The 21441-nt window shown below is 73.0% G+C and carries 16 protein-coding genes; 5 read left to right on the top strand and 11 right to left on the bottom strand.

Going from position 1 to position 21441, the window contains the following annotated elements:
- Nucleotides 1-9 precede the first annotated feature (9 nt).
- Nucleotides 10-885 (bottom strand): bifunctional methylenetetrahydrofolate dehydrogenase/methenyltetrahydrofolate cyclohydrolase, encoded by an 876-nt coding sequence (locus tag ACFWVP_RS07255; RefSeq protein WP_384494302.1) that lies wholly within the window; start codon nucleotides 883-885, stop codon nucleotides 10-12.
- 235 nt (nucleotides 886-1120) lie between these two features.
- Here ACFWVP_RS07255 and ACFWVP_RS07250 point away from each other — a divergent pair, with 235 nt between their 5' ends.
- Entirely contained in the window at nucleotides 1121-1729 is a 609-nt protein-coding gene (locus ACFWVP_RS07250; protein ID WP_384494300.1) for a hypothetical protein, read from the top strand.
- 82 nt (nucleotides 1730-1811) lie between these two features.
- On the opposite strand, the gene ACFWVP_RS07245 is transcribed toward ACFWVP_RS07250, so the two are convergent.
- The 3 genes from ACFWVP_RS07245 to purN form a co-directional block, all read right to left on the bottom strand.
- Nucleotides 1812-3323 (bottom strand): DUF2079 domain-containing protein, encoded by a 1512-nt coding sequence (locus tag ACFWVP_RS07245; protein WP_384494298.1) that lies wholly within the window; start codon nucleotides 3321-3323, stop codon nucleotides 1812-1814.
- A 222-nt stretch (nucleotides 3324-3545) separates the two neighbouring features.
- Entirely contained in the window at nucleotides 3546-5099 is a 1554-nt protein-coding gene (purH, locus tag ACFWVP_RS07240; RefSeq protein ID WP_384494296.1) for a bifunctional phosphoribosylaminoimidazolecarboxamide formyltransferase/IMP cyclohydrolase, read from the bottom strand.
- Nucleotides 5086-5739 carry a phosphoribosylglycinamide formyltransferase gene (purN, locus tag ACFWVP_RS07235; RefSeq protein ID WP_384494294.1) on the bottom strand — a complete coding sequence of 218 codons (654 nt, stop codon included), beginning with the start codon at nucleotides 5737-5739 and terminating at the stop codon, nucleotides 5086-5088. The genes purH and purN overlap by 14 nt, the downstream gene beginning before the upstream one ends.
- A gap of 238 nt (nucleotides 5740-5977) precedes the next feature.
- Here purN and ACFWVP_RS07230 point away from each other — a divergent pair, with 238 nt between their 5' ends.
- Entirely contained in the window at nucleotides 5978-6907 is a 930-nt protein-coding gene (locus ACFWVP_RS07230; RefSeq protein ID WP_384494292.1) for a hypothetical protein, read from the top strand.
- Nucleotides 6908-6921: 14 nt separating this feature from the next.
- Here the strand turns inward: ACFWVP_RS07230 and ACFWVP_RS07225 are convergent, their stop codons facing one another.
- On the bottom strand, nucleotides 6922-8661 hold the full coding sequence (locus ACFWVP_RS07225; protein ID WP_384494290.1) for a DUF6350 family protein: 1740 nt from the start codon (nucleotides 8659-8661) through the stop codon (nucleotides 6922-6924).
- Nucleotides 8662-8777: 116 nt separating this feature from the next.
- Between ACFWVP_RS07225 and ACFWVP_RS07220 the strand changes: the two genes are divergently transcribed.
- Nucleotides 8778-10133 carry a sigma factor-like helix-turn-helix DNA-binding protein gene (locus ACFWVP_RS07220; RefSeq protein WP_384494289.1) on the top strand — a complete coding sequence of 452 codons (1356 nt, stop codon included), beginning with the start codon at nucleotides 8778-8780 and terminating at the stop codon, nucleotides 10131-10133.
- Nucleotides 10134-10242: 109 nt separating this feature from the next.
- Here the strand turns inward: ACFWVP_RS07220 and sucD are convergent, their stop codons facing one another.
- The 6 genes from sucD to ACFWVP_RS07190 all read right to left on the bottom strand — a co-directional run bounded on the left by sucD (nucleotide 10243) and on the right by ACFWVP_RS07190 (nucleotide 18059).
- Complete coding sequence (sucD, locus tag ACFWVP_RS07215; RefSeq protein ID WP_329208168.1) at nucleotides 10243-11127, bottom strand: succinate--CoA ligase subunit alpha; 885 nt, start codon at nucleotides 11125-11127, stop codon at nucleotides 10243-10245.
- 46 nt (nucleotides 11128-11173) lie between these two features.
- A complete protein-coding gene (gene sucC / locus ACFWVP_RS07210) occupies nucleotides 11174-12355 on the bottom strand; it encodes an ADP-forming succinate--CoA ligase subunit beta (RefSeq protein ID WP_384494287.1) in 1182 nt (393 codons plus the stop codon).
- A gap of 333 nt (nucleotides 12356-12688) precedes the next feature.
- The gene (locus ACFWVP_RS07205) at nucleotides 12689-13963 is read right to left on the bottom strand and encodes a VWA domain-containing protein (RefSeq protein WP_384494286.1); all 1275 of its coding nucleotides are present in this window, start codon (nucleotides 13961-13963) and stop codon (nucleotides 12689-12691) included.
- Nucleotides 13960-16290, bottom strand: a complete 2331-nt coding sequence (locus tag ACFWVP_RS07200; protein ID WP_384494285.1) for a DUF5682 family protein — start codon at nucleotides 16288-16290, stop codon at nucleotides 13960-13962. Before ACFWVP_RS07200 ends, ACFWVP_RS07205 begins: the two co-directional genes overlap by 4 nt.
- Nucleotides 16287-17411: an AAA family ATPase gene (locus ACFWVP_RS07195; RefSeq protein WP_384494283.1), complete on the bottom strand. Its 1125-nt coding sequence runs from the start codon at nucleotides 17409-17411 to the stop codon at nucleotides 16287-16289. Before ACFWVP_RS07195 ends, ACFWVP_RS07200 begins: the two co-directional genes overlap by 4 nt.
- 171 nt (nucleotides 17412-17582) lie before the next feature.
- The gene (locus ACFWVP_RS07190; RefSeq protein ID WP_384494281.1) at nucleotides 17583-18059 is read right to left on the bottom strand and encodes a hypothetical protein; all 477 of its coding nucleotides are present in this window, start codon (nucleotides 18057-18059) and stop codon (nucleotides 17583-17585) included.
- A 137-nt stretch (nucleotides 18060-18196) separates the two neighbouring features.
- On the opposite strand from ACFWVP_RS07190, the gene ACFWVP_RS07185 reads away from it, so the two are divergent.
- Nucleotides 18197-19588, top strand: coding sequence for an SWIM zinc finger domain-containing protein (locus ACFWVP_RS07185; protein WP_384494280.1), 1392 nt, complete (start codon nucleotides 18197-18199; stop codon nucleotides 19586-19588).
- A 49-nt stretch (nucleotides 19589-19637) separates the two neighbouring features.
- Entirely contained in the window at nucleotides 19638-21317 is a 1680-nt protein-coding gene (locus ACFWVP_RS07180) for a DUF5691 domain-containing protein (protein ID WP_384494278.1), read from the top strand.
- Nucleotides 21318-21441 lie beyond the last annotated feature (124 nt).

Here is a 21441-nt window from a genome sequence, read left to right as displayed (position 1 = left end):
CGGTCCCGGTCAGCCGGCCGCTGGGGCGGAGGCCTCGGCGGCGAGCTCGGCCGCCTCGACGACGTTGACCAGCAGCTGGGCGCGGGTCATGGGGCCGACGCCCCCCGGGTTCGGTGCGACCCAGGCGGCCACCTCGGCCACACCGGGGTGCACATCACCGACGATCTTGCCGTTCTCGTCCCGGCTGACGCCGACGTCGAGCACCGCAGCGCCCGGCTTCACGTCCTCGGGCTTGATCAGGTGGGCGACACCGGCGGCGGCCACGATGATGTCGGCCTGGCGCAGGTGCGCGGAGAGGTCACGGGTGCCGGTGTGGCACTGGGTGACGGTGGCGTTCTCGGACTTGCGGGTGAGCAGCAGCGGGAGCGGCCGGCCGATGGTGACGCCGCGGCCGACGACGACGACGTGCGCGCCGTTGATCTCCACACCGTGGCGGCGGAGCAGGGTGACGACGCCCTGCGGGGTGCAGGGCAGCGGGCCGGCCTCGTTCAGCACGAGCTTGCCCAGGCTCATCGGGTGCAGCCCGTCGGCGTCCTTCGCCGGGTCCATCAGTGCCAGGACGCGGTTGGTGTCGATCCCCTTGGGAAGGGGAAGCTGCACGATGTAACCCGTGCACTCGGGGTTGGCGTTGAGCTCCCGTACGACGTCCTCGATCTCCTCCTGGGTGGCGGTGGCGGGGAGTTCGCGCTGGATGGAACCCATCCCGACCTCGGCACAGTCGCGGTGCTTGCCGTTCACGTACCACCGGCTGCCCGGGTCGTCGCCGACGAGCAGGGTCCCCAGGCCGGGCGTGACTCCCCGCTCCTTGAGGGCCGCCACGCGGACGGTCAGATCGGACTTGATCGCAGCTGCGGTGGCCTTGCCATCGAGAATCTGGGCAGTCATGACACCCATCCTCGCGGATGACCCCGCCCGCATACCAATTCCGGCTTGCCACATGGACGCTTGGTTGCACTTGCACAACACTCTCGGCAATCGGCTGGACAGAAAGCCGAAGTCAGAGCAACGATGAGGCGCGCAACATCGCGGACAGTGTCGGGGGGACCAACCGTTCAGATTGCGCAGCATTCCTCCGCCAGGGCCGCGTCGTCCCCACACGTGCAGACGGAGGAAATTCGCCATGAGCTTCGGCGACCCCAACAACCCCTACGGCCAGCAGCCGGGCGGGCAGCAGCCGGGCGGGCAGCAGCCGGGCTACGGCTATCCGCAGCAGGCACCGCAGGGTGTCCCGCCGCAGGGTTACGGCTACCCGCAGGCCCCGCCCGTCCAGGGTGGTTACGGCTACCCGGGCGCCCCGGTCGAGATGCCGGGCGGTGTGAAGGCCGCCCGGATCATGCTCTACGTCCTCGGTGGTTTCCAGGTGATCGGCGCGATCATCATGGTCATCGGTGGTGCCTGGCTGAGTGACGAGCTGTCCAAGTCCGGGGCCTACGGCAGCTCCACCGACCAGGACATGGCCGCGATCGGCCTCGGCGTCTTCGTCGTCTTCGGCATCCTGACCCTCGGCATCGCCCTCTGGGCCATCCTGACCGCGGCGAAGTTCCGGTCCGGCGGCAACGGTATCCGTATCTCGGCGATCGTCTACGGCTCGCTCGTGACGCTCTTCAGCGTCATCAGCCTGCTGACGACCAACGTCTTCGCCATCATCAGCATCGCGCTGGGCATCATGATCATCGTCTTCTGCGCCAGGCAGGACGGCGCCGCCTGGTTCCAGCGTCCGCGTTACTGAGACGCCCCCGGGCGGGCGCGACCGGCACGCGCCGTGACCGCACGAAGGCCGTGACACCCGCGACTGCGCGGGTGTGCGGCCTTCAGCCTTTTCCGGGTGCCGGGGTCGTCCGTTCCATCACGACGAAGGACCCCGCCCGGTGCTTGAGCCGGTAGCGCGCCTCGGGGTGGAGCTGTTCGGCGTACCGCACCGGGTCGTCGATCGGCCGCGACCAGCCGAAGTCCAGGTTGATCGCGACGACATCGGGCGCGGTGCCCGGGGCCCCGCCGATCCAGTAGACCGTGCGGTCGCCGGTCAGGTGTGCCATGAGCGTGATGTCGGTCTCGACGCGCGCACCCACGGGGATGGCGTCCAGCGCCTCCTCGGCCGCCTCGGTGCGGGCGTCGGCGCTGTACGTCTCCGGGCGCAGCAGTTCGCGCAGCGGGAGGTGCTGGGTGAGGGCCACGGCGACGGCGGTGGCGACGGGGACGGCGACGTTCGCGTACGAGACGAGCCAGGGCCGTTCCGAGGAGCGGCTGCGGCGGATGCCGTCGGCCATGGCCAGGAAGACCACGGGCATGAGGATCGCGCTGTAGTGCCAGACCATGCCCCAGTGGTTGGAGTCCTGGGAGAGCAGGCGCCAGCCGATGGTGGGAACGACGAGCAGGAGCAGCGGGGAGCGCAGTGCCATGAAGGCGGTGATGCCGACCAGGAAGACCAGCATCTCGATCTTGACGGAGGAGCCGAGCGCGCCCAGGACGGAGTCGAGCAGGGAGACCTCCTGCTCACCGTTCTTGTCGATCTTCTTCCAGTAGTCGTACGTCCCCGCGCTGCTGGCGGCGGGTATGAGGACGAGGACCGTGAGTGCGAACGCGAACACTCCGAAGGCCGCGAGCAGGAAGCCCTGGACGCGCCGTCCGCGTAGGGCGAGGAGGGCGCCGACGACCGCGACGGTGACGCCGAGGTCCTCCTTGACCAGGACCAGCGGGAGCGCCCAGAGGACGACGGCCCGCCACCGCTCCATGAGCAGGGCCCGGCAGACGAGGGCGATCAGCGGTACGGCGAACGCTATCTCGTGGAAGTCGGCCTTCACCGCCTCCTGGAGGCCCCAGGAGAGCCCGTACGCGACGGTGACGCAGAGGCCGCAACGACCGCCGAGGAGCTGCTGGACGGTACGCCCGACGATGACGGCGGAGGCGGCGAACAGGGCGGCCTGCGCGAAGAGCAGGGCGACGGCGGACGGCCAGATCCAGTAGAGCGGGACCAGGAGCGCGACCAGGGGGCTGAAGTGGTCGCCGAGGATCAGATAGCCGGGACCCTTGATGTCGACGACCGGGGCGTTCAGCCCGGCGTAGGCGCGGACCTCCTGCTCGAAGATCCCCAGGTCCCAGGAGGGCGACTGGAAGTGGCTGTAGCGCAGGTAGGCGTACAGGAAGTAGAGCGCGCACAGGAGGACGGCGACGACCAGGTACGGACGCAGCGGTGCCGGGTGCACAAGGCCGGCGGCCGTCCCCGGCTGCGCGTCCTCGCCCCTGTTCCCGTCTTCGCTCGCGTTCCCGTCCCCGGGACCGTCACCGGACCCGCCGACCGTCTCGCTCTGGTTCAGCTCAAGCAACGATGCCCCCGCAACACAATTCCCTCACTGGTCACTGCCGGGCCGCACCGGTCCCGCAGGCCGCGGCCCGGCAAAGGCCATTCATTAGAACAGAGGGGCGACGGATTTCCGTACGGTGGGGCGCGGGGGCGGCCGACGCGCCACGGGCCGGAGTACCACGGGCAGACGCGCCGCGGGCCGCACCCGGAGTGGGTGCGGCCCGCGGCGGACCACTGCGGATGCTCAGTGGAAGAAGTGGCGCGTACCGGTGAAGTACATGGTCACGCCCGCCTTCTTCGCGGCCTCGACGACGAGCTCGTCGCGGACCGAGCCGCCCGGCTGGGCCACGGCCTTGATACCGGCCGCGGTGAGGATCTCCAGGCCGTCGGGGAACGGGAAGAAGGCGTCCGACGCGGCGTACGCCCCGCGTGCCCGCTCCTCACCGGCCCGCTCGACGGCGAGCTTGGCGGAGTCGACCCGGTTGACCTGGCCCATGCCGACGCCGACGGAGGCGCCGTCCTTGGCGAGCAGGATCGCGTTGGACTTGACCGCGCGGCAGGCCTTCCACGCGAAGGCGAGCTCCTTGAGCTCTTCCGCGGAGAGCGCCTCACCGGTGGCGAGGGTCCAGTTGGCCGGGTCGTCGCCGTCGGCCTGGAGCCGGTCGGTGACCTGGAGGAGCGCACCGCCGTCGATCGGCTTGACCTCGACCGTGGAGGCCGGGGCGTCGGGGCAGCGCAGCACCCGGATGTTCTTCTTGCGGGCGAGGACCTCGACCGCGCCGTCCTCGTACGCCGGGGCGACGATGACCTCGGTGAAGATCTCCGCGACCTGCTCGGCCATCTCGACGGTCACCGGACGGTTGACGGCGATGACTCCGCCGAAGGCCGACAGCGGGTCGCAGGCGTGCGCGTTGCGGTGCGCCGTCGCGACGTCGTCCGCGATCGCGATGCCGCACGGGTTGGCGTGCTTGATGATCGCGACGCAGGGCTCGGCGTGGTCGTAGGCGGCACGGCGCGCGGCGTCGGTGTCCGTGTAGTTGTTGTAGGACATCTCCTTGCCGTGCAGCTGCTCGGCCTCGGCGAGGCCGCCCGCGCCGGAGGTGTAGAGGGCCGCGGGCTGGTGCGGGTTCTCGCCGTAGCGCAGGACGTTCTTGCGCGCGAAGGTCGCACCGGAGAAGTCGGGGAAGCCCGAGTCGTCGGCGGGGGCGTAGCCGTCCGCGAACCAGGAGGCGACGGCCACGTCGTACGCGGCGGTGTGCTGGAAGGCCTCGGCGGCGAGCCGCTTGCGGGCGGTCAGGTCGAAACCGCCGACCGTGACCGCGGCCAGGACGTCGGCGTAACGCTCCGGGCTCGTCACGACGGCCACGGACGGGTGGTTCTTGGCGGCGGCGCGGACCATCGAGGGGCCGCCGATGTCGATCTGCTCCACGCACTCGTCGTCGGAGGCGCCGGAGGCGACGGTCTCCTTGAACGGGTACAGGTTGACGACCACGAGGTCGAACGGCTCCACGCCGAGCTCGGCGAGCTGCTCGCGGTGTGCGTCCAGGCGCAGGTCGGCGAGGATGCCGGCGTGCACCCGGGGGTGAAGCGTCTTGACACGGCCGTCGAGGCACTCGGGGAAGCCGGTGAGCTCCTCGACCTTGGTGACCGGCACCCCGGCGGCGGCGATCCTCCCGGCGGTGGAGCCGGTGGAGACCAGCTCGACACCCGCCTCGTGCAGACCGCGGGCGAGGTCTTCGAGCCCCGTCTTGTCGTAGACACTGACCAGGGCGCGGCGGATGGGCTTATTCACCGACATGACCGAGATGAACCTTTCGTCCCTCAATGCGATAGCCGTCGCGGGCGAGCCGCCCTACGGCCTCGACGAGCAGCTTGCGCTCGACTTTCTTGATGCGTTCGTGGAGAGCGGCTTCGCCCTCCGCCGTGTCCTCTTCGGTCACCTTGACCACGCCCTGCGCGATGATCGGACCGGTGTCGACGCCGTCGTCGACGAAGTGGACGGTGCACCCGGTGACCTTCACGCCGTACGCGAGCGCGTCGCGCACCCCGTGGGCACCGGGAAAGCTGGGCAGCAGGGCGGGGTGGGTGTTGACGATCCGGCCGCCGAACCCCGCGAGGAAGTCCTTGCCCACGATCTTCATGAATCCCGCGGACACGACGAGGTCCGGGCGGTGCTCCGCCACGGCGGCGGTGAGCGCGGCGTCCCACTCGGCGCGGCTCGCGTGGGCGCCGAGCTTGCACACGAAGGTGGGAAGCCCGGCACGCTCGGCGCGCTGGAGTCCGACGGTGCCGTCGCGGTCGGCGCCGACCGCGACGACCTGGGCGCCGTAGCTCTCGGGATCGTCACCGATCGCGTCGAGCAGCGCTTGCAGATTCGTGCCGGAGCCGGATACCAGCACGACCAGACGGGCCGGAGCGGCGGAGGGGGGCGAGGCCACAGCAGGGCCCTTTCTCGCGTGGTAAGGCAGGTGCGTCGTACCGAAGATGCGTTTGTATGGTCGTACGAAAGACGCTCGCCCCCGGATACGGGGAACTCTACGAACGGGCCGACCGTCAGCAACGATACCGGCACACCCGGCGGCCCCCACGGGACGGGGGCGCGGCCGGGAGGTAGCGTCAGGTGACAGGCAACCGTCCTCAGGGCGGACATGACGAGATGGGGAAGACGTTCACCACATGCCGGACCGCCTCCGCACCGCCTTTGGCCACCCGCTGCCCGAGCGGACTTCCGCGCTGATGCGGGAACGCCGGCCCTCGTCGCCGGACTCCTCCCCTTCGGGTTCCACCCCGTCACCGGACTCCTCCTCGGCACCCGACTCCTCTCCGGCCACACCGGACTCCTCCGCGCCCTCGGACGACAATCCGTTCGCCGCGCCGCCCGAGGACCGGCCCGACCAGCCCTGGCAGCCCCGCCACCCGTCCCCGGGGGCGGGGAACCAGGGCGACGGCGGTCAGGGCGGCCCGCCCGACGACCGGCCCGCCTGGGGCAGCCGGTGGAGCGACAAGCAGCCGGGCCGGCAGAACGGCGGCTTCGGCAGCCGTCCCGGGGGTACCGGGGGGCAGGGCGGCAAGGGCGGCCCCGACGGCAGTCCCGGCGGGGTGCGCTGGGATCCCACCGACCCCGCTCAGCGGCGCGCGCGCTACGCGGTGCTGGGCGGCATGTGGGCGTTCTTCTTCGCCCTCTTCGACTTCCCCGAGATCGCGCTGCTCCTCGGCGCCCTCGCCGTGTACTGGTCGATCAGCGCGCTGCGTACGGGACCGCGGAAGGCCGGGACGCCTGACGCCACAGGGTCCGGCGGGGCCCCGGACCGTACGCCCGCCGCCACCGCGCCGTCCGGGACCGCTCCGGGAGCCGCCCCCGGCGGAGCTTCCGGGGCCGCTCCCGCCACCGGGCAGATCAGCGGCCGGCAGCAGACCACGGCGGCCGTGAGCGGGCTGGTGACCGCTCTGCTCGCGCTGACGATCGTCGCCACGAGCTTCACGGTCCAGCTGGTCTACCGCGACTACTACACGTGCGTGAACGACGCGCTCACCAAGTCCGGCGCCCTGACCTGCAACGACCTGCTGCCCGACCCGCTGGAGCCCTTCTTCGGCGTGAAGAAGTAGTTCCGGAGCGGCCGTCAGGCCTCGTTCTTCCCGGCCGGGTTGCGGTGCCCCTGGGCATCCGGAACCCGGCCGGACCACGTTCCGGGGCCCGGAGGGCTTCCGTCCGCCGGTGGGCCTCCACCCGTCGGTTCGCTTCCGGGGCCCTGATCCGTTCCGTCGTCACCGTCCGCCGCGAAGTCCGCCATCAGTCCGCCGGATGCCTTCCGGAGCGTGGCCCAGCGGGCCTTCCTCGCGCCCTCCTCGTGCCAGGAGTCGGCCGACAGGAATTCGTACGGTTCGGCGTCCACACCCGGCGCCTGCTTCTCCGGAGCCGCCCGGTCCTTCTCCCGGGCCCGCTTCTGGGCCTTCTGCGCCTTCTCCGTCCTCCTCCGCTCCTTCCTCTCCGCCCTGCTCTCCGTCCCGCTCTCCGTCCCGCTCTCCGCCTTCTCCCCCGCATCCCCCGCTGGCTGATTCCCCGTGAGGTCCCGCCGCCAGCCCCATCGGGTCTCCCGCAGCCGCCACGCCCTGAGCAACAGCGCCACGGGGACACCGATCACGGCCGTCCAGGCGAGCGCGGCAGGACCCACCAGCCACCACACCGGTCCGAACTTCGCCAGCGCCCCCGTCCCCAGCGGGCCGCCCGACGCGGCCGCGAGCACCGCCGCGCCCACGCCGCAGCCGACCGCCGCGAGTGCCGCCACCAGCGCCGTACCCCCGACGCCCCAGGCCTCGTCCCGCTCCCCACGGACGGGAGCGGCCCCACGGGCGGCGAAGCGGGCCACGGTCAGCCCGGCGACGACCGGCACCGCCACGGCCGCCCAGTTGGCCACCGTCCCCGGGCCCTGGGACGGGACCGCGTGGAGCAGCGGGAAGTCCGGCAGTGCCGGCTGTCCGGCGAAGGCCAGCGGGGTGACCGTGGAGGCCGTACCGAGGGAGAAGCCGGGCCCGAGCCCGTAGGCGGCGCCCCACATCGCCGCGTTCGGCACGAGCGCCAGTGCCAGCAGCAGTACGGAGATCCGGCCCGCCCAGTGGCCCGACAGCGCCAGGAACGACTCCCGGGCCGGCCCGGCGTGCCAGACGAGTGCCACGGCGACGAGGAGCGCCCCGCCGCCGAGCAGCACCGTCACCCCGGCCACCGCCGACCGCAGGGCCGTCTGCGCCCCGGCCCTGAACCGGGCGCGGGCGGCGGCCTCCTGCAGCGCGAGTGGTGCCCAGGCCAGCAGCGGGCCCGGCGGGCGCCCGCGCGCCGTCCACACCCCGGCCGCCGCCGCGCCGGTCACCACGGCGGCGAGCGGAAAGGCGAGCGTGGTGCGCTCGGCAGGCAGCCCGCCGCCCTGCGCGTACGCCGCCGTGGCCATCACCACCAGCAGGTATCCGGCGCTCACCGCGCAGCACGCCCCGACCGCCGAGTGCCTGCCCACGAGGTCCTCGTCGGTCTCCGCGGAATCCCGGGCGGCTCGGTGCACCAGCCACACCGGCAGGACGACGAGCAGCAGTGGGACGGTGGCCACGGGGGCCGGGTGCCCGCCGAGGGTGTCGGATCTCACGAGCTCGGCGCCGTGCGCGAGGAGCCAGAGCCCGGCCGCGACGTGCAGGGCGCCGCCCGGGCCGCTGTCGGGGTACGGGGAGCTGATCCACAGCAGCATGACCAGCACGGCGAGCGAGCCGAGCCCGAGCCCCGCCGCGATCGTCCCGCGTACGAAGGCGGAGGCCAGCACGGCGGACCTGCTCCGCTCGGCCGGCAACATCGGGCTGCGCTCGGTCACTTGGGTCACCGGGCCATGCTCCCAACGACACGCGCTTATTTCGTGTAACGGGCGAATGGCCGCTGTGTCGCTCAATATACGCTTATGTACTTTTTCACCCAGTGCAGTGCCGCCGGGGGCCGCACATGACACGGAGCGCCACCGGTCCGCCCTCCGCCGCCCCGCTGCCCTCTCCCAAGGAGCGCCGCAGGCTGCGCGAGGCCCGGGCACTGAGTGAGGAACAGGTCGCGGCGGCCGTGGGCGTGACCCCCGCCACCGTCCGCGCCTGGGAAACAGGGCGCACCAGCCCGCGGGGGCGCCGCCGCACGGCGTACGCCAGGCTGATCGGCTCCGCCACGTCCCGCACGGCGGTGCCGGACGCGGCAACCCCCTCCGTCGAAGCCACCGGGAGCACCACGATGTCCCCGACCGAGCCCGGCACCGGCGCCACCCCAGGCGCCGGGACCACCACCCCCGTACCGGCCGAGCCCGTCCCCGCCGGTACCACCTCCGTACCGGCCGAGCCCGTCCCCGCCGGTACCACCTCCGTACCGGTCGAGCCCGTTTCCGTACCGGTCGGGCCCGTCCCCGTACCGGCCGGTTCCGGTTCCGCGTCCTCACCTGCCGGGCCTGGCGGGACCGCCCCGGCGGCACCCGCCGCTCCGGCCCCCGGCGGTCCGACGGCCGAGGAGGCGTTCGACGCCCTGTACGCGCGCACCGCGCCCGGTCTCGTCGGCCAGACCTATCTGCTGACCGGGCGTCCGCAACTGTCCCGGGAAGCCGTCGACCACGCCTTCCAGCTCGCCTGGCACCGCTGGCCCGAGGTCGCAAGGGACCGTGACCCGGCGGGCTGGGTGCGGGCGGCGGCGTACGAGTACGCGATGTCGCCCTGGCACCGGCTGCGCCGCACGCACCGCCGTGCCGATCCGCGTCCCGACGATCCGGGGCGCGGCGCGCTCCTCGACGCACTGCTGGACCTGCCACCCTCGTACCGCCGGACCCTGCTGCTCTACGACGGTGTGGGGCTGGACCTGCCGGAGACGGCGGCGGAGACCGAGGCGAGCACTCCCGCCGCGGCGAGCAGGCTGATGAACGCCCGGGCCGCGCTCGCCGAGCGGATCCCCGAGTTGGCGGGACCCGCGTCGCCCGGCGAGCAGTCAGCGCTGATCCACGAACGGCTGGGCTCCCTCGCCCTCGCCGGTACCGAACAGGTGCCCGCACCGCCTCCGGCAGGGGCGGTCCGCCGGGGCAGCGAGCGAAAGGCGGAGCTCTGGACCCGGGCGGCGATCTGCTTCTGCGTGATGCTGATCGGCACGACGGCCTTCACCCTGAAGACGGCCCCCACCCAGTACGAACAGCCGCTCGCACCCGCCGAACGGGTGGGCGGCGTGCCCCCTCGGGGCGGCCCGCAGAAGCTCACGACGCAGGACCTGAAGCTGCAGAAGGCGCTGCGCGGCGAGTTCGCGCACGGTCCGGAACGCCTGGTACCGCGCATCCCCTGACCGGCCACGCGAACGGCGCGGGCCCGCACCCCTTCGATGAGGGGTGCGGGCCCGCGCCGTCGCTACGGGTGACGCGGTGCCGCGGCGGACGGGCCGCCACGGCGCACGGTCAGCCGCCGAGGATCTCGCGCGCCAGCTTGGCGGTCTCGGTCGGCGTCTTGCCGACCTTCACGCCGGCGGCCTCGAGGGCCTCCTTCTTGGCGGCGGCGGTGCCGGAGGAGCCTGAGACGATGGCGCCCGCGTGGCCCATGGTCTTGCCCTCGGGGGCGGTGAAGCCCGCGACGTAACCGACGACCGGCTTCGTGACGTTCTTCGCGATGTAGTCGGCCGCACGCTCCTCGGCGTCGCCGCCGATCTCGCCGATCATCACGATGAGGTCGGTCTCGGGGTCGGCCTCGAACGCCGCGAGGGCGTCGATGTGCGTCGTACCGATGACCGGGTCGCCACCGATGCCGACGGCGGACGAGAAGCCGATGTCACGGAGCTCGTACATCATCTGGTAGGTCAGCGTGCCGGACTTGGACACGAGACCGATGCGGCCGGGCTTCGTGATGTCGCCCGGGATGATACCGGCGTTGGACTGGCCGGGGGTGATCAGGCCGGGGCAGTTCGGGCCGATGATCCGGGTCTTGTTGCCCTTCGAACCGGCGTACGCCCAGAAGGCTGCCGAGTCGTGGACGGCGATGCCCTCGGTGATGACGACGGCCAGCGGGATCTCGGCGTCGATCGCCTCGACGACGGCGGCCTTCGCGAAGGCCGGCGGCACGAAGAGGACGGACACGTCGGCGCCGGTCTTCTCGATCGCCTCGGCGACGGAGCCGAACACGGGTACCTCGGTGCCGTCGAAGTCGACGGACGTGCCCGCCTTGCGCGGGTTCACGCCGCCGACGATGTTGGTGCCGTCGGCCAGCATGAGCTTGGTGTGCTTCATGCCCGTGGCGCCGGTCATCCCCTGGACGATGACCTTGCTGTCCTTGGTGAGGAAGATAGCCATGGTGTTGGAGTCCCTTAGTCCCTTGTCGTGTCGGAGACGCGCAACGTCACAGCGCAGCCGCGGCGAGCTCGGCGGCCTTGTCGGCCGCGCCGTCCATGGTGTCCACGCGCTGGACCAGCGGGTGGTTGGCGTCGGAGAGGATCTTGCGGCCCAGCTCCGCGTTGTTGCCGTCGAGGCGCACGACCAGCGGCTTGGTGACTGCTTCGCCCTTGGACTTGAGCAGTTCCAGGGCCTGGACGATGCCGTTGGCGACCTCGTCGCACGCGGTGATGCCACCGAAGACGTTGACGAAGACGGACTTGACGTCCGGGTCGCCGAGGATGATCTCCAGGCCGTTCGCCATGACCTCCGCGGAGGCGCCGCCACCGATGTCGAGGAAGTTGGCGGGCTTCACGTTGCCGTGGTTCTCACCGGCGTACGCGACGACGTCCAGGGTCGACATGACCAGACCGGCACCGTTACCGATGATGCCGACCTCACCCTCGAGCTTGACGTAGTTGAGGTTCTTGGCCTTGGCGGCGGCCTCGAGCGGGTTGGCCGCGGCCTTGTCCTCGAGGGCCTCGTGGCCGGGCTGACGGAAGTCGGCGTTCTCGTCGAGAGAAACCTTGCCGTCCAGGGCCAGGATCCGGCCGTCCTTGGTCTTCACCAGCGGGTTGACCTCGACGAGGAGGGCGTCCTCGGCGACGAAGGTGTCCCACAGGGTGACCATGGCCTCGGCGACACCCTCGGCCACGTCGGCCGGGAACTTCGCCTGGGCGACGATCTCGCGGGCCTTGACGATGTCGACGCCGTCCACGGCGTTGACCGGGACCTTCGCGAGGGCCTCGGGGGTCTTCTCCGCGACCTCCTCGATGTCCATGCCGCCCTGCACCGAGGCCATGGCCAGGAAGGTGCGGTTGGTGCGGTCGAGGAGGTACGAGACGTAGTACTCCGCCTCGATCTCCGGGGACAGCTCGGCGATCATCACCTTGTGGACCGTGTGGCCCTTGATGTCCATCCCGAGGATGTCGGTCGCACGCGCGACCGCCTCGTCGGGGTCGGCCGCCAGCTTCACGCCACCGGCCTTGCCCCGTCCACCGACCTTCACCTGCGCCTTGACGACTGACTTGCCGCCCAGCCGCTCGGTCGCCTCGCGGGCTGCCTCAGGCGTGTCGATGACTTCACCGGCCAGCACCGGTACACCGTGCTTGGCGAAGAGGTCCCTCGCCTGGTACTCGAACAGGTCCACGCGCGTCCGTCCCTATTTAGTGGTCTCGCGGTTCGTTTTCTGCGTGGGCGTGCCGCGAGGGCAACGTGACTGCGCAGTCACTAGGGAGGCGCACACGGTGTCCGGGTACGCGGCATGTCCATCCGGCAGGTTATCCCCGTGCTCGGCCGGACCCTAAATTGCGGATCACACCTGCGCGGTGATAACGGTCACAGACCGCGCTGGTGGCCGGGGTGCAAGGGACAAAACGGCGTGCGTGCCGGGCTCGTACGGCGGGTCCGGGGGCGGGGAGGGCGGGGTCCGGGGCCGCGAGGTCCGGGTACTCCGGAACGGTGACGTGCCGCCCGCGTCGCCTCAGCCCCTGTCCGGTATCGGCAGGGGCCTCTTCTCGATCGCGGCGGCCATGATCTCCGGGAAGAGGTCCGGGGTGCACGCGAAGGCGGGCGCGCCGAGCGCCCCCAGCGCGGCCGCGTGTTCCCGGTCGTAGGCGGGCGCGCCCTCGTCCGAGAGGGCGAGCAGGGCCACGAACTGGATACCGGAGGCCTTCATCGCGGCGACCCGCTTGAGCATCTCGTCCCGGATGCCGCCCTCGTAGAGATCGCTGATGAGGACGACGACGGTGTCGGCGGGACGGGTGATCTTCGACTGGCAGTAGGCGAGGGCGCGGTTGATGTCCGTACCGCCGCCGAGCCGGGTTCCGAACAGCACGTCGACCGGGTCGTCCAGCTGGTCGGTGAGGTCGGCCACGGCCGTGTCGAAGACGACCAGCCTGGTCGCCAGGGTGCGCATGGACGCGAGCACCGCGCCGAAGACCGAGGCGTGGACGACGGACGCCGCCATGGACCCCGACTGGTCGATGCAGAGGATGACGTCCTTCCGTACGCCCCGGTCGGCGCGCCCGTGTCCGACGAGGCGCTCGGGAACGACCGTGCGGTGGGCGGGCAGGTAGTTCTTGAGGTTGGCGCGGATGGTGCGGTCCCAGTCGATGTCCCGGTGGCGCGGCCTGCTGATGCGGGCCGAACGGTCCAGGGCTCCGGTGAGTGTCGCCCTGGTGCGGGTGGCCAGGCGCTTCTCCAGGTCCTCGACGACCTTGCGCACGACGGCCCGCGCGGTCTCCTTCGTCGTCTCGGGCATGGCCTTGCCGAGCGAGAGCAGCGTGCCGACGAGATGGACGTCGGGCTCCACGGCCTCCAGCATCTCGGGCTCCAGCAGCAGGGCGGACAGCCCGAGGCGGTCGATCGCGTCGCGCTGCATGACCTGGACGACGGAGCTCGGGAAGTACGTACGGATGTCGCCGAGCCAGCGGGCGACGGACGGGGCGGACGCTCCGAGCCCGGCGGTACGGTCGCTGCCGCCCCGGCCGCCCGGCTTCTTCCCTCCGCCGTACAGCGCGGTCAGGGCGCCGTCCATGGGGACGTCACGGCCGGTGAGCGTGTGCCCGGTGCTCTCGGCGCCGTCCGCGCCGAGCACCATGCGCCAGCGCCGCAGCCGCTCGTCGTCGGCCGGCGGTCCGGCAGGGGCCGCTGTCATCGTCGCCTTCTCCTGTCCCGTCGTGTCCGCCCGGTCCGTGGTGTCCGTGGCCGTCCTCGTATCCGTGGTGTCCTTCGTGTCCGCCCGGCCCTTCGTCATCGGGTTTCCGCTCCCGTCGTCATCGGGGTGCCGTCCGTCGCCTCGTGGTCGAGCCCGAGCAGCAGTCGGAGCATCGGGGTCACCGCGTCCGCGCGCTCCTCGTCGAGGCCGGCTCCGAACCCGGGCGCACCGGCCGTGTCCATGCCGTGCGCCGCCTCCGGGGCCGGGCCGCGGCGGACGAGCTCGCCGAGGGTGCGCCGTACGCCTGGTTCGTAGGCCGAGAACGTGCGGCGGAGGAGGGGCAGCACATCGGTGAACAGGTCGGCCGGTACGCCGGTGAGCCAGGCGTCGACGAGGCCGAGGAGCCGATCGTCGTGGACGAGCAGCATGCCGCCGCCCGCCGCGCCGCCGACGAAGCCCTCGATCCAGGCGGCGGCGTCGGCCGGTGGTGTGCCGGGTGAGAGCGCGAGGCCCATCAGCCGTGCCGCCTCCTCCTCGGCGAGCCGCCCGTCGTCCAGGAGGAGTCGGGTGGCACGGCCTCGGATCACTCCCGCGACGGTGTCCCTGGCGGACAGCTTGCGCAGGACGTCACCCCAGCGCTCCCGGAGTCTCTCCGCGGGGACGGCACCGGCCAGCAGCCCGATCGCGGTGTGCACCGCGTCCAGCCGGTGCCGCAGCTCCGCGGCTCCGTCCGCGTCGAGGCCGGTGCAGGCGGGTGGCAGGCCGACGCAGATCCGCTCGGCGAGGCCGACGGCGACCTCGCCCAGGGCAGCCGTGCCGGTGCCCCGCACGTCCCCGTACCGCAGGGAGCGGGCCAGGGCGGGCAGCGCGTCGGCGAGATGGCCGACGTCCGTGTCGAGGGCGGCCCGGTCGGCGAGGGCCTTCATGACGACGGGCAGCGCCTCGGTCAGTCCGGCCAGGAGACAGTGCTCGGCGAGCGCGGTGACGTCGGCGAGCGCGGTCGCCGCGACGGCGTCCGACTCCGCCCTGGCGGTCGCGGCGGAGAGCACCGTGGTGCCCCAGACGCCTGCTTCCGCGATCCGGACGGACAGCTCCGGCTCCCAGCGCAGCCGCCAGCTCTCGCGGAACGTCCCGGTGCTGCCCCGGCCGGCCGCGGGCTCGCCCCAGCCGACGCCCAGGAGCCGCAGCCGGTGCAGCAGTCTGCTGCGGGCCGCGTCGGTGTCCTTACGGAGGTCGAGCCCCAGCTCCCGCTCCTGTGCCTCGGGCTTGAGCCTCAGGGTGCGCTGCTGCCGGGTCAGGTCACGCCGGAGGGGGACGGCGGGTGCGGTGTCGGGCACCTCGCCGAGGGTCTCGCCGACGACGAGCCGGGCGTGGACGAGGGCCAGCGGCACGTCGGACCCCTCGCACATGACGGCCCGGACGGCGTCGGTGGCCTCGGCAAGGCCGGGGAATGGACGGTCCCGCACGGCGGCCAGCGTCGTGGCGAGCCGGACGGCCTCGATGACATGGGCGGAGGAGACGGGCCGGTCCTCCTCGCGCAGCATTCCCGCGACCTTCGTCATCCAGCGTTCGACGGGCCGGTCGGTCGCGGCGAAGAGGTGCCCGTACCAGCCGGGCGAGTCGATCCCGGCGCCGTATCCGCTGTGCCGGGCGAGCCGGCGGTGCGTCCAGGGCACCCAGGTCAGTTCCGCCTTCACCCTGGGGATCCCTCTGAGGAGGGCCCGGTCGGCGGCGAGTGTCGTCCGGGCGGCGAGCGCGGGGACGTGCCAGGCGCCGCAGACGACGGCGATGTCGTCGCCGAACTCCTTGCGGGCGGTGCGCAGCTGGATGCGCATATGGGCTTCCCGTACGGCGTCCCGTGGGTGCCCGCCGTCCCCGTACGCCTCGCGCAGCGCCGTCATCGCCTCGGCCAGGGCGGCGAACGGTGCCCGTGGGTCGGCCGGTGCGCCGTCCGGGGCCCGGTGCTCGACGACGTCCTCCCACCAGCGCTCGGGGTCGTCGTAGCCCGCGGTCGCCGCGAGGACACCGATCGGGTCGACGGCCGTGTCCTCCGGCCGGCCCGCCGACTGCTCCGTCATGGCCAGGGAGTGCGCGGCGGGCAGGTCCACGAAGCGCACCGGGACCTCGTGCGCCAGCGCCCAGCGGATCGCCACCCACTCGGGCGAGAACTCGGCCAGCGGCCAGAAGGCGGCGCGCCCCGGGTCGTCCACCGCGTGGGCGAGCAGCGCGACGGGAGGCCGCATCTGCTCGTCGGCGGCGAGCGGCAGGAGGGCGTCGCCCTCGGGCGGTCCTTCGACGAGCACGGCACGCGGCCGTACGGAATCCAGGGCGGCCAGGACCGCGCGGGCGGATCCCGGGCCGTGGTGGCGCACCCCGAGCAGCAGCGGCCCCCCGGACGCGGCCGGGACCGTCGGACGGACCGTCATGCGGAGACCTCGCGGCAGGCGCGGTAGAAGTCCTTCCAGCCGTCCCGCTCGCGGACCACGGTCTCCAGATACTCCTGCCACACCACCCGGTCGGCCGCCGGGTCGCGGACGACCGCGCCGAGGATGCCGGCCGCGACGTCGCCCGACCGCAGCACGCCGTCGCCGAAGTGGGCGGCGAGCGCGAGACCGCTGGTGACGACGGAGATGGCCTCGGCCGTGGACAGCGTCCCGGACGGCGACTTGAGCTTGGTGCGGCCGTCCGTGGTGATGCCGTCGCGCAGCTCCCGGAAGACCGTGACGACGCGCCGGATCTCGGCCATGCCGTCGGGGGCCGCGGGCAGGTCGAGGGAGCGTCCGATCTGGTCGACGCGCCGGGACACGATGTCCACCTCCGCCTCGGGGGTCTCGGGCAGCGGCAGCACGACGGTGTTGAAGCGGCGGCGCAGGGCGCTGGAGAGCTCGTTGACCCCGCGATCGCGGTCGTTCGCCGTGGCGATGAGGTTGAAGCCGCGCACGGCCTGGACCTCCTGGCCCAGCTCGGGGACGGGAAGCGTCTTCTCCGACAGGATCGTGATGAGCGCGTCCTGCACATCGGCGGGGATGCGGGTGAGTTCCTCGACCCGGGCGGTCATGCCCTCGGACATGGCACGCATGACCGGGCTCGGCACGAGCGCCTCGCGGCTGGGGCCGTGGGCCAGCAGCCGCGCGTAGTTCCACCCGTAGCGGACGGCTTCCTCGGGGGTTCCCGCGGTGCCCTGGACGAGCAGGGTCGAGTCTCCGCTGACGGCTGCGGCGAGGTGCTCGGACACCCAGGTCTTGGCGGTGCCGGGCACGCCGAGGAGGAGCAGGGCCCGGTCGGTGGCGAGCGTGGTCACGGCGACTTCGACGAGGCGGCGCGGGCCCACGTACTTAGGTGTGATCACCGTGCCGTCCGGGAGCGCTCCGCCGAGGAGGTAGGTGGCGACGGCCCACGGCGAGAGCTTCCAACGGACGGGCCTGGGGCGGTCGTCGGCGGCCGCGAGCGCCTTGAGCTCGTCGGCGAAGGCGTTCTCGGCGTGCGGCCTCAGGACCTCGCCGCCGCTGTCTGCGGCTGCGGTGTGCACGGATACGGACGTGGTCATGGATCCCCCTCCAGATCGTTCGACCCGATGTGGATCCACCGTGCACCATGCCACTGACAATCGGTCCCGACCGCGCCCCCGAACAGGGAAAAGGCCTGGTGGGAAGCCGAGTTCGGAGGCGGGGTCAGGAGGGGTCCGGAGGTGGAGCCCGGAGGTGGCGCGTCCGGGAGGTCAGCCGACGGCGGATGAGACGGCGACGCAGCCGCCGCTCGTCAGGAGCGCCTCGCCCTCCGACTCCGTGATGACCTCGCCCTTGTACGTGATCGTGCAGGTGACGTCGTCCGACTCCGGTGCGAACGGCATGACCGCGGGCGGCATGATGCCGCGCGGGGTGACGGTCTTCCGCCACGGGAGCGTGGGCGATCGGACCGTCTCCGTCGTCGGCTCCATGGCGTCACCCCCGCCGTCGTGGAACCGGATCTCGTCGACCTTCGTGCCGGTGACTTCGTAGGTCACCTCGTAGGTCTCGTCCACGGCCTCGTCGACGGCCCGGTCGATCGATTCCTCGACCGACTCCCCGTCCGTCGCGGAACAGGCGGTGAGCCCGGGCGCCAGGCCGCCTACGAGAACGGCGCACGCGGCGGACCGGGTGTCGCGTCCACGGCCGTTGGGGTGGGTGAGGCGAGGGATACGGGTGAGGCGATTCATCAGATCCCCCGAAATGGTCTGCCGACCGTTCTCACTTCGCAGGAAAGCGCACGGACCCGCCACGGTCGAGGTGTCGCGGAGCGGGGGAAGTCGCAGGTCGGTGCCGATTGTCAGTGGGGCGGCCTACCGTCGTTCCCATGCTGCTATCTCACGGGGGAGAATCCGCGCGCACCGCCGGTCCGGGGTCGCGCTGGACGGTGGAGCAGGTGCTGGCACTGGCTCCTGACGAGGCATCACGCGAGGCGGGGAGCAGGCTCGGCTCCGCGCGCCCGTGGTCCGCCACGGGCCGCACCGGCGGGGGGACGCTGTGGGGACTGTGCGACGGGAGCGGCGGCACGCCGTACCGCACGGCGGTCGACACGGACGGGCCCGCCTACACGTGCAGTTGCCCGAGCCGGAAGTTCCCGTGCAAGCACGCGCTGGGGCTGCTGCTGCTCTGGGCTTCCGGCGATCCCGCGCTGGGGCGGGGAGGAGCGGCCCCGGACTGGGCCGAGGAGTGGCTGGAGGGCCGCCGCGGACGGGCGGCGGTCCCGGCGGTTGGGGGCCATGCCTCGGGTCCGGCCGGCCCCGAGGCGGCCAGGAGGCGTGCGGAACGCCGGGCCGAGCGCATCACGGGAGGTGCGCAGGAGCTGGAGCAGCGGCTCGCCGACCTGGTGCGCGGCGGACTGGCGGCGGCCGACCGTCCGGAGTACGGCCAGTGGGAGGAGACCGCGGCCCGCATGGTCGACGCACAGGCTCCAGGGCTCGCCGGGCGGGTGCGGGAGCTGGGCTCGATCCCGGCGTCGGGCCCGGGCTGGCCGGTGCGGCTGCTGGAGGAGTGCGCGCTGCTGCATCTCCTCGACTCGGCGTGGCTGGGGCTCGACCGGCTGCCCGGTCCGCTGGCGGCGACGGTGCGGACGCGGGTCGGGCTGACGGTGCCCGCCGAGGGCCCGCCGGTCCGTGACCGGTGGCTGGTCCTCGCGCAGTACGACATACCGGACGGCAAGATCGTCACCCGTCGCGTCTGGCTGTACGGGAGGGAGTCGGGGCGCACGGCGCTGCTGCTGTCGTTCGGGGCGGCCGGGCGCTCCCCCGGGCCGGCGCTGCCGGTGGGGGTGACGATCGACGCCGAGGTGACGTTTTATCCGGGCGGCGGGCGGCTGCGGGCCGAGCTGGGTGAGCGGTTCGGCACGCCCGTCGCCGCTACCGCACCGCCGCCGGGCGGCACGACGGCCGACGCCGCCGCCGCGTACGGGCGTGCCCTGCTGGACGACCCGTGGCTGGACGCGTGGCCGGCCACCCTGCGCGAGGTCATACCGGTGCCGTCCGGGGACGGCTGGCAGCTGGTGGACGCGTCGGACGGCTCCGCCCTGCCGCTCTCCTCCCCGGCGGTGTCCCGGCCCGGCCTGTGGAAGCTCGTGGCACTGTCCGGGGGTGGCCCCGTGACGGTGTTCGGAGAGTCCGGGCACCGGGGCTTCGACCCGCTCGCGGCCTGGTGCCCCGAGTCCGTCGACGACATGGGGGCGGGCGCGACCGTGGCGCTCCTCTGACGCGACCGTATCTCTCGATCCGCGACTCCTGGACAACCGGAGGGGACCGATGACCACCACCAACTCGACGACCACCGTGCCGGTGAACACCCCGTGGGAGGAGCTTGTCACCTCCGCCCTGCTCGGCACCGACCGGCGTCCGTTGCGGCGCACGGCTGCTGCGGGACCCGCGGACGGCGCGGCAGCCCTGCTGGACGCGGCGGCGCTCCATACCGTGCGGCGCCGCGCCGCGCTGCTCCCGGCCGCCGGGGCACCCGCGCCCGAGCCCGCGCCCGCCGACCCCCGGCCGCCGCTTCCCGCAGCCGCCCGGCACCGGCTGGCGCAGCTGCTCGCCGACCGGTCCGCCCCCTCGGGCGGCGGGCGGAGGGGTACGGCCCCCGATCTCACCGAGCTCATCCCCCAGTGGCTGGCCACCGCCGGAGCACGCGGATTCCGCGCTCCGGCCGAGCTGCTGCCCGCCCTGCTGGACGCGGCCAGGGCGCGCACGGACCTGCGACCGCACGCGCTGGCGTTCGCGGGCCCGCGCGGGCTCTGGCTGGCTGGGCTGAATCCGGAGTGGCGGTTCGCGCTGCGGGCCTCACCCGGCGGTGCGCACCGGCCCGGCACCGGGGATCCGGATGCGGTGCGCCGGATGTGGGAGGAGGGGCTGTTCGCGGAACGGGTCGCGCTCCTGGGGGCCGTACGGGCGGAGGATCCCGCCGCGGCACGGGCCCTGCTCGCGGCCACCTGGTCCACGGAACGCGCCGAGGACCGGCTGATGTTCCTCGACTCGCTGCGGACGGGCCTGTGCGGCGACGACGAGGCGTTCCTGGAGGATGCGTTGTCGGACCGCAGCCGCAATGTCCGTGCCACGGCCGCGGAACTGCTGTCCGCGCTGACGGATTCGGCGCTCGCACGGCGGATGGCGGACCGGGCCACGTCCTGTGTGAACCCCGATCGTACGGGCGGCGCCGTGTCCGTCGCCGTGGAGGCCCCGCACGAGTGCGACGCCGCGATGCAGCGTGACGGGGTGGTGCCGGTCCCACCGTCCGGCCGGGGTGAACGCTCGTGGTGGCTTGGACAGTTGGTGGAGGCTTCCCCGCTGACCGTCTGGCGGGAGAGGTTCGGCGGCCGTACCGCTCGGGAGATCGTCGCGCTGCCCGTCGCCGACGGGTGGGCGCCCGAGCTGCATGCCGCGTGGTGCCGGGCGGCGGTGCGGCAGCGGGATCCCGAGTGGGCGCGGGCGCTGCTCGGTACCCCGTCGACGCCTCCGGCGAACGGCCCCGGGACGGCGTCCCTGGCGGAGCGTTCCCAGCTCCTCGCCACCCTGCCCGCCGCCGAACGGGCGCTCTGGGTGGCCGACTTCATAGCGGCACACGGTCTGTCCGAGGCGTTCCAGCTGCTCGGCGTCTGCACCGTCCCCTGGTCCGAGCCGCTCGGCCGGTCGGTGGTCGACGCGCTGGACATCGCCCGGGACGCGGGGAGTTACCCGTGGAGTTTCAGCGGGGTGATGGGCCTGGCCGAGCGCTGCCTCGACCCTGCGGAGGCGGACCGGCTGGAGGTGCTGACCACCACCCCCGACGAGCCGGAGGGCGCGTCACCTGGAGCGGGTGGCTACTGGTCGGAGGCGTTCCAGCGCCTGGTCTCCACGCTGCGCCTGCGCGCGGCCATGGACGCGGAACTGACACCGGACGCCGGGTGCGCGAGCACCCCGGACCGGGACGCCCCGGCGCGGTCGGGCGCCGGCTGACCGGGCCGGAAGAGCAGGGCCGGCCGCGTGCCACGGTCGGCGGGCCGCGCCGGACCGGCTCGGGCTCCGCTGACCGGCTCGGATTCCGCGGACCGGCTCGGGCTCGCGGGGGCCGGCGCGGGGC

This window comes from Streptomyces sp. NPDC058637 (assembly GCF_042717325.1).
In the GTDB taxonomy this organism is placed as follows: domain Bacteria; phylum Actinomycetota; class Actinomycetes; order Streptomycetales; family Streptomycetaceae; genus Streptomyces.
This window is presented reverse-complemented; position numbering and strand designations above follow the sequence as displayed.